At 69.3% G+C, this 13734-nt stretch carries 13 protein-coding genes; 8 read left to right on the top strand and 5 right to left on the bottom strand.

Features of this window, described 5'->3' with window-relative positions:
- Positions 1-137: 137 nt before the first annotated feature.
- The gene (locus tag NQV15_RS05535; protein WP_232398630.1) at positions 138-902 is read right to left on the bottom strand and encodes a TIGR03936 family radical SAM-associated protein; all 765 of its coding nucleotides are present in this window, start codon (positions 900-902) and stop codon (positions 138-140) included.
- A gap of 41 nt (positions 903-943) precedes the next feature.
- On the opposite strand from NQV15_RS05535, the gene NQV15_RS05530 reads away from it, so the two are divergent.
- Complete coding sequence (locus NQV15_RS05530) at positions 944-2170, top strand: MFS transporter (protein ID WP_232398628.1); 1227 nt, start codon at positions 944-946, stop codon at positions 2168-2170.
- A gap of 6 nt (positions 2171-2176) precedes the next feature.
- Here the strand turns inward: NQV15_RS05530 and NQV15_RS05525 are convergent, their stop codons facing one another.
- Positions 2177-2419, bottom strand: coding sequence for a hypothetical protein (locus tag NQV15_RS05525; protein WP_232398626.1), 243 nt, complete (start codon positions 2417-2419; stop codon positions 2177-2179).
- 107 nt (positions 2420-2526) lie between these two features.
- A complete protein-coding gene (locus NQV15_RS05520) occupies positions 2527-4458 on the bottom strand; it encodes a TIGR03960 family B12-binding radical SAM protein (protein ID WP_232398624.1) in 1932 nt (643 codons plus the stop codon).
- A 70-nt stretch (positions 4459-4528) separates the two neighbouring features.
- Here NQV15_RS05520 and NQV15_RS05515 point away from each other — a divergent pair, with 70 nt between their 5' ends.
- Together NQV15_RS05515 and NQV15_RS05510 are read left to right on the top strand one after the other, a co-directional pair.
- Positions 4529-5155 (top strand): hypothetical protein, encoded by a 627-nt coding sequence (locus tag NQV15_RS05515; RefSeq protein ID WP_232398623.1) that lies wholly within the window; start codon positions 4529-4531, stop codon positions 5153-5155.
- Positions 5156-5308: 153 nt separating this feature from the next.
- Entirely contained in the window at positions 5309-6250 is a 942-nt protein-coding gene (locus tag NQV15_RS05510; RefSeq protein ID WP_232398621.1) for a hypothetical protein, read from the top strand.
- 38 nt (positions 6251-6288) lie between these two features.
- On the opposite strand, the gene ndk is transcribed toward NQV15_RS05510, so the two are convergent.
- Positions 6289-6696, bottom strand: a complete 408-nt coding sequence (gene ndk, locus NQV15_RS05505; protein WP_232398618.1) for a nucleoside-diphosphate kinase — start codon at positions 6694-6696, stop codon at positions 6289-6291.
- A 107-nt stretch (positions 6697-6803) separates the two neighbouring features.
- On the opposite strand from ndk, the gene NQV15_RS05500 reads away from it, so the two are divergent.
- The 5 genes from NQV15_RS05500 (at position 6804) to NQV15_RS05480 (ending at position 12839) form a co-directional block, all read left to right on the top strand.
- Complete coding sequence (locus tag NQV15_RS05500) at positions 6804-8468, top strand: glycoside hydrolase family 13 protein (protein WP_404801326.1); 1665 nt, start codon at positions 6804-6806, stop codon at positions 8466-8468.
- 101 nt (positions 8469-8569) lie between these two features.
- Positions 8570-9883: an extracellular solute-binding protein gene (locus tag NQV15_RS05495; protein WP_232398615.1), complete on the top strand. Its 1314-nt coding sequence runs from the start codon at positions 8570-8572 to the stop codon at positions 9881-9883.
- Positions 9880-10824: a carbohydrate ABC transporter permease gene (locus tag NQV15_RS05490; protein WP_232398613.1), complete on the top strand. Its 945-nt coding sequence runs from the start codon at positions 9880-9882 to the stop codon at positions 10822-10824. The genes NQV15_RS05495 and NQV15_RS05490 overlap by 4 nt, the downstream gene beginning before the upstream one ends.
- Before the next feature lies 1 nt (position 10825).
- A complete protein-coding gene (locus tag NQV15_RS05485; RefSeq protein WP_232398611.1) occupies positions 10826-11671 on the top strand; it encodes a carbohydrate ABC transporter permease in 846 nt (281 codons plus the stop codon).
- Positions 11672-11675: 4 nt separating this feature from the next.
- Complete coding sequence (locus tag NQV15_RS05480; RefSeq protein ID WP_232398609.1) at positions 11676-12839, top strand: ABC transporter ATP-binding protein; 1164 nt, start codon at positions 11676-11678, stop codon at positions 12837-12839.
- A gap of 24 nt (positions 12840-12863) precedes the next feature.
- Here NQV15_RS05480 and NQV15_RS05475 read toward each other — a convergent pair whose 3' ends face one another.
- A complete protein-coding gene (locus NQV15_RS05475) occupies positions 12864-13733 on the bottom strand; it encodes a hypothetical protein (RefSeq protein WP_232398608.1) in 870 nt (289 codons plus the stop codon).
- Position 13734: the final 1 nt, after the last annotated feature.

The following is a 13734-nucleotide window of genomic DNA, read 5'->3' as shown; positions in this document are numbered from 1 at the left end:
TCGGCCCGGGGCACGTATGCGGCCCGGCGGTGCGGACCTCTAAGTTCGGTCAACCCCTGCGCCACGCGCCTGGGTGTGACGGCGTGCTCCGGTTTGTCACATCGACTCCCACACCTGCCGCCGCGGTCGGCATCCGATCAGGATGCGTCGCGGTCGAAGGCAAGTGGATCGCCTACCGAGCCTTCTTCCGGGTCGAGAGGACCTTGGGCCAAGCGAGTCGCGATGGGCGTCTGCTCGAGCTCGAGGCCCCCGCTGGACCGGAGTCCGGCAAGAACGTCGTCTGGTCGTATCGACGGTGTGTCGTGTCGCACGACCACGTCCAGTATCGCACATGCCCCTGCCTGAGTCTCGCCAGAACGCGCAGACAGTCGCAGCACCGCGGCGCGGCAGTCGAGCGTCCGGAGCCCTTTCTTCATCATCCGCTCGATCAGGACCTCGTCCGCGGACAGGAACCCGTCGACCGCGGACTGCGCGTGCTCGCCGGTGACACCGGGCAGGACGATCTGCCACTCGCTGCCCTCCAGCCGGTCCGCAAGCGCTCCCGGCCGCGCGACCACGACGTCGACGATGTCCAGGCCGGGGGGCAGGGCCTCGTCGAGCAGCCGGCGGACCTCGTCGGCGTCGCACGGGCTGGTCATGCCGATCTCCAGGTACTCCGCCTCGCTGGCCGCACCGGTGGGCGAGGCGTTCGCGTACGAGATCTTGGGGTGCGGGGTGAAGCCCGACGAGAAGCCGATCGGGATGCCGGCGCGGCGGACCGCCCGCTCGAACGCGCGGGCGAAGTCGCGGTGGCTGGTGAACCGGAGGCGACCGCGCTTGGCGTAACGGATGCGCAGCTTCTGCACGATCGGCAGCTGCGGGTTCGGTGCTTCGGGATTCGGGGTTCCCTCGAGGGTCGTCACCCGTCGATGTTACCCGCGCGAACAACGGCACAATGGGCCCGGTGACGACCTCTCCCCCGCAGCCCTCCGCAGGCGGCCGCCTGCTGGTCGGCGCCGCGATCGTCCTGCTCGCGGCGAACCTGCGGGTCGCGGTCGCCAGCGTCGGCGTGGTCCTGGAGCAACTGCGCGACGACCTGGGCATGAGCGCGACCGTCGGCGGCATCCTGACGACCCTGCCGGTCGTGTGCTTCGCCGTCTTCGGCGTCGGATCGGCCGCCGCGGTCCGCCGACTGGGGCTGCACCACGCGGCGACGCTCGTGCTGGCGATGATCCTGGTGGGACTGGTGGTGCGCTCGGTCGTCCACGACGGGACCGTGTTCATCCTGTGCAGCGTCGTGGCGCTGGCCGGCGCCGCGGTGGGCAACGTGATCCTCCCGCCGCTGGTCAAGGCGCACTTCCCCGACCGCATCCCCCTGGTCAGCTCGCTGTACGGGGCGGCCCTCATGGCGGGGGCCTCCACGGCGTCGATCGCGACCGTCCCCCTGTCGGACGCCTTCGGGGGCTGGCGACCGGGCATCGGTCTGTGGGCCGCCCTGGCCGCGATCGCCCTGGTTCCGTGGCTCCTGATGCTGCGACGCGATGTGCATGCCGGGCCGCCCTCGACCGAACGGTTGCCGCTGCGCGCCATCGCCCGCTCGCCGGTGGCGTGGTCGATGGTGCTGCTGTTCACCTCGCAGTCCGCGGGCGCCTACGCCCAGTTCGGCTGGTTCGCCGAGATGCTCACCGACAGCGGGGTCTCGGACGGCTACGCCGGCACCCTGCTGGGGGTCATCAGCGGCGTGGGGATTCCGTTGACGCTGGCGCTGCCCTGGCTGATCGGACGCATCGGCGACCGCCCGTACCTGCCCTGGGCGTTCTCCGCGGTGACCGTGTCCGGCTGGCTGGGGGTGCTGCTGGCGCCCTCGACGGTTCCGTGGCTGTGGGCGGTGCTGCTGGGCCTGGGGGGCGGCGCGTTCACGTGGACCCTGACGATGATCGCCCGGCGCACCCGCACGACGGCCGGCACCGCCGCCCTGTCGGTCGCGACCCAGGGCTTCGGCTACCTGATCGCAGGGCTCGGGCCGTTCGGGGTGGGCGCGCTGCACGACCTGACCGGCTCCTGGGACGCCTCCCTCATCGGGCTGATCGTGCTGGGTGGGCTCATCGCGGTGTTCGGGACGGTGGTGGCCCGGCCGGTCATGCTCGAGGACACGCTGGCCGGCGCACCGAGGACACCGGACCGGGCCTGAGCCCCATCAGGACCTGACCGGGCCGACCGGAAGACCGCCGGCGGCACGGTTGGCGCGGTTGGCGCGAGCACTCCTGGCCCAGAAGGCGAGGAGCCCGAGGCGGCTGCCCTGTTGCTGGACGGCTCGCTCGGCGGCGACCCGGCGGTGTTCGAGGGTTTCGGCGAGCTCGTGCTCGCGGCGCTGCTGCTCCAGCTGGACGGTGAAGTCGTTGTACATGATGTCGGTCCTTTCGAGGAGTTCCTTCGACATCACCGACACTCGTCGCTGAGGCACCGCCGCCACATCGGGCGCGGTCCCTAACTTCGTCCCGGGCGCGGTACCTCAGACCGCGCCCGGCTACCTCAGTCCCGCCCGGCTCAGACGACGCTGAGCGGCAGCAGGTTGCGGCCCGTGGGGCCGATCTGGATCTCCGTGTCCATCTGCGGGCAGACGCCGCAGTCGAAGCACGGCGTCCAGCGGCAGTCCTCGACCTCGATCGCGCCGTTCGGGTCGATCGCGTCCTGCCAGTCCTCCCACAGCCAGTCACGGTCCAGGCCCGCGTCCAGGTGGTCCCAGGGCAGCACCTCGCCGTACTCGCGCTCGCGGGTCGTGTACCAGTCCAGGTCGACCGGCTCGTCGGCCAGCGCCTCGGCGGTCTTGTCGGCCCAGCGCTCGTACGAGAAGTGCTCGCTCCAGCCGTCGAAGCGTCCTCCGTCGCGCCACACCGCCTCGATGACCCGGCCGACGCGGCGGTCACCGCGGGACAGGAGTCCTTCGATGATTCCGGGCTTGCCGTCGTGGTAGCGGAAGCCGATGGCCTTGCCGTAGCGCTTGTCGGCGCGGACGAAGTCGCGCAGCTTCTGCAGCCGGTCGTCGGTCGTCTCGTGGTCGAGCTGCGAGGCCCACTGGAACGGGGTGTGCGGCTTGGGCACGAATCCGCCGATCGACACGGTGCACCGGATGTCGTGGCGGCCGGAGACCTCGCGCCCGGTCTGGATGACGCGCTTGGCCAGCTCGCCGATCTGCATGACGTCCTCGTCGGTCTCGGTGGGCAGACCGCACATGAAGTACAGCTTCACCTGGCGCCAGCCGTGCGAGTACGCCGCGGCGACCGTCTGGATCAGGTCGTCCTCGGAGACCATCTTGTTGATGACCTTGCGCAGCCGGTCGCTGCCGCCCTCGGGGGCGAACGTCAGGCCGGAGCGCCGGCCGTTGCGGCTGAACTCGTTGGCCAGCGTGATGTTGAAGGCGTCGACGCGCGTCGACGGCAGCGACAGCGACGTGTTGGTGCCCTCGTAGCGGTCACCGAGCTGCTTGGCGACCTCGCCGATCTCGGTGTGGTCGGCACTGGACAGGCTCAGCAGGCCGACCTCCTCGAAGCCGGTCTTTTCCAGGCCGTTCTGCACCATCTGGCCGATGCCCTCGATCGAGCGCTCGCGCACCGGGCGGGTGATCATCCCGGCCTGGCAGAACCGGCAGCCGCGCGTGCAGCCGCGGAAGATCTCGACGCTGAACCGCTCGTGGACCGTCTCGGCCAGCGGCACGAGGGGATTCTTCGGGTACGGCCAGGCGTCCAGGTCCATCAGCGTGTGCTTGGCGACGCGCCACGGGACGCCGGGACGGTTGGGCACGACGCTCTGGATGCCGCCGTCGGGCAGGTAGCTCACGTCGTAGAACTTCGGCACGTAGACACCGCCGGACTTGGCCAGCCGCAGGAGCACCTCGTCGCGGCCGCCGGGGCGTCCCTCGGCCTTCCACTCGCGCACGACCGCGCTGATGGCCAGCACGATCTCCTCGCCGTCGCCGAGCACGGCGGCGTCGATGAAGTCGGCGATGGGCTCGGGGTTGAATGCCGAGTGCCCGCCGGCGATCACGATCGGGTCGTCGTCGCCGCGGTCGACTGCGTGCAACGGCATGCCGGCCAGGTCGATCGCGGTCAGGAAGTTGGTGTAGCCCAGCTCGGTCGAGAACGAGATGCCCATCAGGTCGAAGGCGCGGACCGGGCGGTGCGCGTCGACGGTGAACTGCGGGATGTCGTTGGCGCGCATGACCTTCTCCATGTCGGAGAAGACCGCGTAGGTGCGCTCGGCCAGGATCCAGTCGCGCTCGTTGAGGACCTCGTACAGGATCTGGACGCCCTGGTTCGGCAGGCCGACCTCGTATGCGTCGGGGTACATCAGCGCCCAGCGGACCTCGGCCACGTCCCAGTCCTTGCTGGTGGCGTTGAGCTCACCACCGACGTACTGGATGGGCTTCCCGACGGACGGGAGAAGGGGCTCCAGGCGCGGGAACAACGAGTCGACAGGCATACCTTCAAGGGTAGGCGTTGCGTCCCCACACACGAAAACCGTCCCGCCGGCGCCCGCTAGGCTCGGCGGCGTGAGACGACGTCAGCGCCAGCCCCCACCGTTCACCGTCCGGTACACGCCGATCGCGACGGACGGGTCCCTCGACCAGACCCTCACGATCACCAACAACACCGAGGTCTCCGTGCAGCCGACGCTGCGCCTGACGCCGCGCAACATGTACGGCCACGAGCTGCCGCACGTCTCGGTCATCACCGTGAACGGCTCCCACCTGGGCCGTGCCGTCCTCCCGGCCGGCGGGACGTTGGTGGACGTGCTGCGCTTCGACGGGCAGGGCGCCCGGCAGGTCCGCGGCGTCGAGGTCGAGCTGGCCGCGGTCGAGGAGATCGACTACCCGGCCCTCGAGCAGGACGTCAAGACCGTCATGATCGACCTGGAGCAGAAGGCCACCGACGACCCGGCCGACTTCTGGGGCATCGGCGTCGTGAACCCCAATCCCTTCGGCGTGACGATGCGGATCTCACTGGTGCAGCTGGAGGAGCGGGACCGCGACAACCCGCGCCAGGTCGTCGACGTCGTCACGCTGACCGATGACGTCGACATGGCCTCGGTGTCCAATCACGTCATCTGGCTGCCCGAAGAGGTCCGAGGACAGTTCCACGACGTCGTCCACTGCCTGGTCCCCGAGACCTTCGCCTGATCCCCGCGGGGACCGATATTTCGACGTTTCGGTAGCCCCGGCACCGCAAAGGCCGAAAGATCCGTCCCCCCACAGGATGGGTGGCCGCGCGACTCGTCCACAGGGCACGCGTTCCGGCCGGCGGCAGCGTCCTGCCCCGCGCACCGTGGGGCGATGGACGATGTGCTCAGGATGTCGGATGCGGTGGCCCGCTTCGGGCTCGGCAAGGTCCGCAACAACGTGGACCGCGGGCTGTGGCAGAAGCCCTGCCGAGGCGTCGTCCTGCTCCACAACGGGCCCATCACTCCCGACCAGCACCTGGCCGTCGCCCTCGCCTCCGCCGCGCCGGGTGCAGCGTTGGGCGGGCTCACCGCTCTCGGCCTGGACGGATTCGACGGCTTCGAGGCAGAACGGCCGCAGATCGTCCTCCCGTCCGGTGCCCGGCGACCGTCACTGCCGGGGCTGGAGGTGCGGTGGAGCACCCGGCTCGACGACCGCGACGTGCACCCGCAGCACGACCCCCGGCGCACCCGCACCGCCCGGAGCCTGGTCGACGCCGCCAGCTGGACGTCGAACGAGCGGCGCGCCCGGGCCATCGTCATCGCCGGGGTCCAGCAGGGGCTCACCACGACCCGGCACCTGCGTGAGGCATTGTCCCGGCGTGGCCCGTGCCGACACCGTGCGCTGATCGTGGAGTCGATCCTCGACGCCGCAGGCGGCGTCCAGTCGCTGCCGGAGCGCGACTTCGGCGAGATCTGCCAGTTCGCGGGGCTGCCCCGTCCGAGCCGTCAGCGCGTCGTGCGCGGACCGACCGGCCGGCACTATCTCGACGCGTCGTGGGACGGGCTCGGCATGTCGGCCGAGGTGCACGGCATCCCCCATCACGCCGTCGAGCGGTGGAGCGCCGATCTCGTCCGCGCCAACGAGATCGTCATCGGTGGCGACCGCCTGCTGATCTTCTCGTCGTACGCGACCCGCCGCGAGCAGCGCACCGTCGCCGATCAGCTGGTGCGGATGGCCCGAGCCCTCGGCTGGGACGGCCCGCGGACCGATCTTTCGGCGTTGACGCCGTCAGAGCAGCGCAAACGCAGAAAGTTCCGTCCCCGAGCGGGATGACCTGCGGCTACCGAAACGCAGAAAGATCGGTCGAAGGCTCAAAGGTCGGGGAACCAGAGGGCGGTCTCGCGGGCGGACGACTCCTCGGAGTCCGAGGCGTGGACCATGTTCTCGCGGTTGGACAGCGACATGTCGCCGCGGATCGTGCCGGGCTCCGCCTGGCGTCCGTCGGTCGCGCCGTTCAGCCGGCGGACGACCGAGATCGCCTCGTCACCCTCGAGCACGAGCGCCACCAGCGGTCCGGACGTCGCGAACTCGCGCAGCGGCGGGTACCAGGGCTTCTCGACGTGCTCGGCGTAGTGGGCGTCCGCCATGGCAGCGTCGATCGTGCGCTGCTCCATCGCGACGAGCGTCAGGCCCTTCTCCTCGTACCGGGACAGGATCTGCCCCACGAGTCCACGACGGACGGCATCGGGCTTGATCAGGACGAGTGTGCGTTGGGCCATGGATCAAATCTAGCCTGCGCCAGCCGATACACACGTGGACGCCCGTGGCGGCCCTGCGTACGTTGGACGTGACGGCGCACTTCGGGCGCCCGGAAGGGGACGATGTGGTGCGCCCAGGACAGCAGTGGTGGCGCGATGCGGTCATCTACCAGATCTATCCCCGCTCGTGGGCCGACTCCGATGGTGACGGGATCGGCGACCTGCCCGGCATCACCCAGCGACTCCCCCACCTGACGTACCTGGGCGTCGACGCGGTGTGGCTCTCGCCCTTCTACACGTCCCCCCAGCGTGACGGCGGCTACGACGTGGCCGACTACCGCGACGTCGACCCGCTGTTCGGGACCCTGGCCGACTTCGACGCCCTGACCGCCCGGGCCCACGAGCTGGGTCTGCGCGTCATCGTCGACATCGTCCCGAACCACTCCTCCAGCGACCACCCGTGGTTCCAGGCGGCACTGGCGTCCCCGCCGGGCAGCCCGGAGCGGGCGCGGTACCTGTTCCGCGACGGCTCGGACGGCGGACGTCTGCCGCCGAACAACTGGACCAGCATGTTCGGCGGTCCGGCGTGGACGCGCATCACCGAGGCGGACGGCTCCCCCGGGCAGTGGTACCTGCACATGTTCGACCGGTCCCAGCCCGACTTCGACTGGACCAACCCCGAGGTGCGTGACGAGCTGGAGGACGTCCTTCGCTTCTGGCTCGACCGCGGCGTGGACGGATTCCGCATCGACGTCGCGCACGGGCTGGTCAAGTACGAGAACCTGCCCGACACCGACCTGACGCTGGACGCGAACGTCGACGCGACCGCGCTGGCTCCGATGTGGGACCAGCCCGGCGTCCACGAGATCTACCGCAGCTGGCGCCGGCTGGCCGACTCCTACGCGATCGAGGGCCAGGACGCCGACCGCATCCTGTGCGCCGAGGCGTGGGTGCTGCCCGGCCCCGCGCTGGCCCAGTACGTCCGCGCCGACGAGCTGCACCAGTCGTTCAACTTCGAGTACCTGATGACCCCGTGGCTGACGGCCGACCAGCGGGCGGCGATCACCGACTCACTCGCCCAGGCGGACGCCGTCGGCGCACCGCAGACCTGGGTGCTGTCCAATCACGACGTCGTCCGGCACGCGACCCGGCTGGGCTACCCGCAACGACCCGGGCTGCAGCGGATCGAGGGCATCGGCGCGGACGATCCCCAGCCCGACGCCGCCCTCGGCCTGCGGCGGGCGCGCGCGGCCACCGCCGTGATGCTGGCCCTGCCCGGGTCCGCCTACCTGTTTCAAGGCGAGGAGCTGGGTCTGCCCGAGGCGACGCAGCTGCCGGACGAGGCACGGCAGGACCCGACGTTCGCCCGGACCGACGGGAAGTCGAAGGGACGTGACGGGTGCCGGGTGCCGATCCCGTGGGAGGGCGACGCGCCCTCGTACGGGTTCGGGCCCGGCGGGCGGTCATGGCTCCCCCAGCCGCCCGAGTACGCCGATCTGGCCGTCGACCGGCAGCGCGACGTCCCCGGGTCGACGCTCGAGCTGTACCGCCAGCTGCTCGCCCTGCGCCGCAAGCACCGGCTCGGACGGGGCAGGCTCGTGTGGCTCGACGACCAGCCCCACGACGTGCTGGCCTTCAGGGTGGAGTCGGACGAGGGGGCGGTGACCGTCCTGGCCAATCCGGGCGGCTCGCCGCTTCCCCTGCCGGCCGGCGCGCAGATCCTGGCCAGGACCGGAACCCCCGGCACCGCAGGCCAGGTGGACCCGGACGAGACAGTCTGGCTCAACGGCTGAGCGACGAGCAGTTGCACTGGCACCGCGGCAGCGTTACCTTCGACTCGGCCCTGTGATCCGCGTCACGTCGTGGTTCCGGGCTCGCCGTGAAGGGGAGCAGCATGACCGTTCGACCGATTCGCAGACTTGCCACAGGCATCGCCCTGGCGGCCCTGAGCATGAGCGTGCTGAGCGCGTGCGGCGGGGACAGCGCCAAGCCGTCGCTGAACTGGTACGTCAACCCCGACGGCCAGGACACGCTGAACGCGCTGGCCAAGAGGTGCAGCACCAACGAGTACACGATCAAGGTCCAGCTGCTGCCGTCCAGCGCGACCGACCAGCGCACGCAGCTGGCCCGCCGGCTGGCCGCCGAGGACAGCTCGACCGACCTGATGAGCCTCGACCCGGTGTTCGTCGCGGAGTTCGCCAACGCCAAGTGGCTCCTGCCGTTCGAGGGCGAGCAGGCCGACCAGGTCCTGGACAGCGATGTCCTCAAGGGTGCCGCGGAGACGGCCACCTGGGACGACGAGGTCGTCGCCGCGCCGCAGTGGGCCAACACCCAGGTGCTCTGGTACCGCAAGTCCCTCGCCAAGGCCGCCGGTCTCGACATGAACCAGCCGGTGACCTGGGACCAGATCATCGACGCCGCGGCCGACCACGACGGCACGATCGGCGTGCAGGCCAACAAGTACGAGGCGTACGTCGTGTGGATCAACTCGCTGATCCAGGGCGCCGGCGGCAACATCCTGGATCCCTCGACAGTCGAGGCCGGGCGCGATGCCAAGGTCACGATCAACTCGCAGGCCGGCAAGGACGCCGCGGCCGTGATCGAGAAGCTGGCCAAGTCGACCGCCAAGCAGCCCGACTTCACCACGTCCAACGAGGGGACGAGCCTCGGTGCGATGTTCCCGGCCCAGGGCGCCGGGGAGTTCATGACCAACTGGACCTTCGTCTACAAGAACTACGAAGGGCTGATCGGCAAGCCCGGCGGCCCCAAGGACAAGGCCGAGTTCGAGGACCTGGGGTGGGCGAAGTATCCCGAGACCGTCGAGGGCCAGGAGTCCCGGCCGCCCATCGGCGGCATCGACATCGGCGTCGGTGCGTACTCCAAGCACCCGGAGTTCGCCCAGCGGGCGGCGGTCTGCGTGACCGACGCCAAGGCTCAGTCCGAGCTCGCCATCAACGAGGGCCTCATGCCCTCGCGGCAGTCGGTGTACGACTCCGACGAGCTGAAGGAGGCATACCCCCCGGATCTGCTGTCGTTGTTCAGCCAGAGTGTCGACTCCGGCGGCCCGCGCCCCAAGAGCGCGTTCTACAGCCAGATCTCGAGCGCCCTGCAGTCGCGCTGGCACTCGCCGACGTCCGTCACCGCCGGCACACCCAAGAAGTCTGCTGACTTCCTCAACCAGATTCTGAAGGGGAAGGCCTTGCTGTGACCACGACCTACGTACAGACGGCCGTCGACCCGGCCGACGACGCCCGCCCGCCGGACTCGGACCGCTCGCGGGCCGAGAACAGACTGGCACGCAAGCTGGTCGCGCCGGCGCTGGTGCTGATGCTGCTGGTGACCGCGTTCCCGATGCTGCGCGCGCTCTACCTGTCGCTGTTCAACTACTCGCTGACCGACCCGGACGCCCGCGAGTTCGTCGGGCTGGCCAACTACGCCACCGCCCTGAGCGATCCGCTGTTCTGGCGCGACACCGGCAACACCGTGATGATCATGATCGTCACGGTCGCCGTCGAGCTGGTCATCGGCTTCGCCTTCGCGATGGTCATGCACAAGGTGATCTTCGCGCGGGGCGTCATCCGCACCTCGATCCTGATCCCCTACGGCGTCATCACCGTGGTCTCGGGCTTCGCGTGGCAGTTCGCGTTCTCCAACACCAATGGCTTCGTCAACAGCTGGCTGCCGTTCACCAGTGACGACTTCAACTGGTTCGGCCAGTACTGGAGCTCGATGGTGGCCATCATGGCCTCGGAGATCTGGAAGACCACGCCGTTCATGTCCTTGCTGCTGCTGGCCGGTCTGGCCCAGGTGTCCAACGACATGCTGGAGGCGGCCAAGGTCGACGGCGCCACCTGGTGGCAGCGCCTCTACAAGGTGATCCTGCCCAACATGCGGGCCGCGATCATGGTCGCCGTGCTGTTCCGCGCCCTCGACGCGTACCGCATCTTCGACAACATCTTCGTGATGACCGCCGGCGCCAACGGCACGGAGTCGATCTCGTTCCTGACCTACCGACAGGTCATCGAGCAGTTCCAGCTCGGCATCGGCTCGGCGCTGTCGGTGCTCCTGTTCTTGTCGGTGCTGGTGGTGGCCGCGGTGATCGTCAAGCTGTTCCGGGTCAATCTGGCCGACGCACGGCAGGAGAGCTGACATGGGCAAGAGCCTCAAGGCCAACATCGGCACCATCGTCGGTTGCGCATTGATCCTCATCTGGTGCCTGCTGCCCGTGGCGTGGATCATCTCGCTGTCGTTCAAGTCCCAGCAGGCCGTCACCAACGGCAGCCCTGGTTTCTTCCCGTCCAAGGGCGGAGGGGCCGGCTGGTCGAACTACACCGACGTCCTGCAGGACGAGCAGTTCCGCCGGGCGATCATCAACTCGGTGGGCATCTCGCTCATCGCGACGCTCCTGTCGGTGATCATCGCGACCCTCGCGGCGTACGCCATCGCACGCCTGGAGTTCAAGGGCAAGAAGTTCGTGCTGACCACCGCGCTGGTCATCGCGATGTTCCCGGTGGTCTCGCTGGTCGGCCCGCTGTTCGACATGTGGCGCACCTTCGGCATCTACGACACCTGGCTCGGCCTGATCATTCCCTACATGTCCTTCACGTTGCCGCTGGCGATCTGGACGCTGTCCGCCTTCTTCCGGGAGATCCCGTGGGAGATGGAGCAGGCCGCCCAGGTCGACGGCGCCACCGCGTGGCAGGCGTTCCGCAAGGTCATCGTCCCGCTGGCGGCACCCGGTGTGTTCACCGCGGCCATCTTGACGTTCTTCTTCGCCTGGAACGACTTCGTGTTCGGCATCTCGTTGACGTCGACCGAACGCGCCCGTCCCATCCCCGCCGCCCTGTCGTTCTTCGTCGGGGCCGATCCGTTCAACCGGCCGGCGTCACTGCTGGCCGCGGGTGCCGTGGTCGCCACGGTTCCCATCGTCATCCTCGTCCTGTTCTTCCAGCGCAAGATCGTCGCCGGCCTGACCGCCGGCGCAGTGAAGGGTTGATCTCATGGCAGCCATCGAGATGAAGCACATCGTCAAGAAGTACGGAGACGGGTTCCCGGCGGTCAACGACGTCAGCATCGACGTCGCCGACGGCGAGTTCATGATCCTGGTCGGCCCGTCCGGCTGCGGAAAGTCCACGCTGCTGCGGATGATCGTGGGCCTGGAGGACATCACCTCCGGCGACATGATCATCGGCGGCAAACGGGTCAACGACCTGGCCCCGCGCGACCGCAACCTGTCGATGGTCTTCCAGAACTACGCGCTGTACCCGCACCTGACCGTCTACGAGAACATCGCGTTCCCGCTCCGCCTGGCCAAGATGCCGGACAAGGAGGTCGACGAGAAGGTCCGCGCGGCCAGCAAGACCCTCGACCTCGACGAGCACCTGCAGCGCAAGCCCGCCAACCTGTCCGGCGGCCAGCGCCAGCGGGTCGCGATGGGACGCGCGATCGTGCGCGACGCCCAGGCGTTCTTGTTCGACGAGCCGCTGTCCAACCTCGATGCCAAGCTGCGCGGCCAGATGCGCACCGAGATCGCGCGGCTGCAGAAGCAGCTCGGCATCACCACGGTCTACGTGACCCACGACCAGACCGAGGCCATGACGCTCGGCGACCGGGTGGCGGTCATGAAGCGTGGCATCCTGCAACAGCTCGCCACGCCCCGCGAGCTGTACGAGCAGCCGGTCAACCTGTTCGTCGCCGGATTCATCGGCTCCCCGCCGATGAACTTCCTGCCGGCGACGGTCGAGGGCAGCGAGATCCAGTTGCCCTTCGGCACGTTCCCGCTGCCGGCCGCCAAGGCCGAGCGCACGGCCGGCAAGGGCCTGCTGATGGCCGGTATCCGTCCCGAGCACTTCGAGGACGTCTCGGTCCTGCACCATGACGAGGTCGACACCTCCCGAACCTTCAAGGCCCACATCGACGTCCGCGAGTGGCTCGGCGACCAGCAGTACGCCTACGTCCCGTTCGAGGCCGAGGCGAAGGTGCAGGACCAGCTCAGGGAGCTGGCCCGCGAGTCCGACAGCGACTCCCTGCGCACCCAGCTGGTGGTCTCGCTCGACGCGTCGAGCACGGTCAAGGAGGACGACGACGCCACGCTGTTCATCGACACCGACAAGATGCACCTGTTCGACCCGTCCAGCGGCGAGAACCTGACAGTGGGCCTCTGACCGCCGGCCAGACCGGAGGGGAGCTCAGCGGGTGGTGTCGGGGCGGCGACGCTTGCGGCGGCCCTTGCTGACGGCCGCCATGACCTCGGCGTTCCACTCGTGCTCGCGGATGAGGCGGTAGCGCTCCCCCGCGATCCGCAGGTACGCCGCGGCAGGCCGTTCGTCGTCCCCGCGGACTCCGGCCTCCTCGATCATCTTCACCACGGGCTTGAACTCCTCGGCGTACCACCGCTTGGCCATCGTCTGCTTGTCCATGTACGCGCCTTCGGCGTGCATGGTGCGGGTGGCCCAGGCCTCGACCGTCTCGGCGATGACGCCGTAGTCGGTCGGCTCGTCGACGGCGACCGCGGCGCGGGCCTCGCCGGTGAACGGCACCCGTTGCAGCATGATGCGTCGCCAGTACTTCAGCTCCAGGTCTGCCCGGTCGTCGATCCCGACCGGCGCGAGGAAGGTCTCGATCGCCGTCACCCGCGCCTCGATGAGGTCCACCCCGAGGCTGCGGGCGACCGAGACACGGTGGTGGCCGTCGCGGACGAAGTAGTAGTCACCGATCTGGTAGACGTCGATCGGCGGGATGACCTCGCCGGTGCGGCTGGCCCGGGCCAGCCGCTCCCACCGTTCCCGGCTCGTCCGCGAGGTCGGCCGGAACCGGCGATCGAAGTCGCGGGCCTTGTCGACCGAGCCGACGATCGCGTCCAGCGGGATGACCTTCGTGCCCACGTAGTGCTCACCGCGCCGCCCGAGCGCCGCAACGACCTCGTCGAACGACATCGCCTGGACGTCCTCGGTGTCGTTGCGCAGCCGCGCTGCGAGCGCGGACAGCACCTGGTGGCGCCTGGCCCGCATGTAGTCGCTCTCGGCGTCGACACGCGGTGAACCGGAGCTGCTGACCATC

Source organism: Aeromicrobium wangtongii (genome assembly GCF_024584515.1).
GTDB lineage: Bacteria > Actinomycetota > Actinomycetes > Propionibacteriales > Nocardioidaceae > Aeromicrobium > Aeromicrobium wangtongii.
Note: the sequence above shows the minus strand (reverse complement) of the source record. Positions and strands in the feature narration are given on the sequence as shown.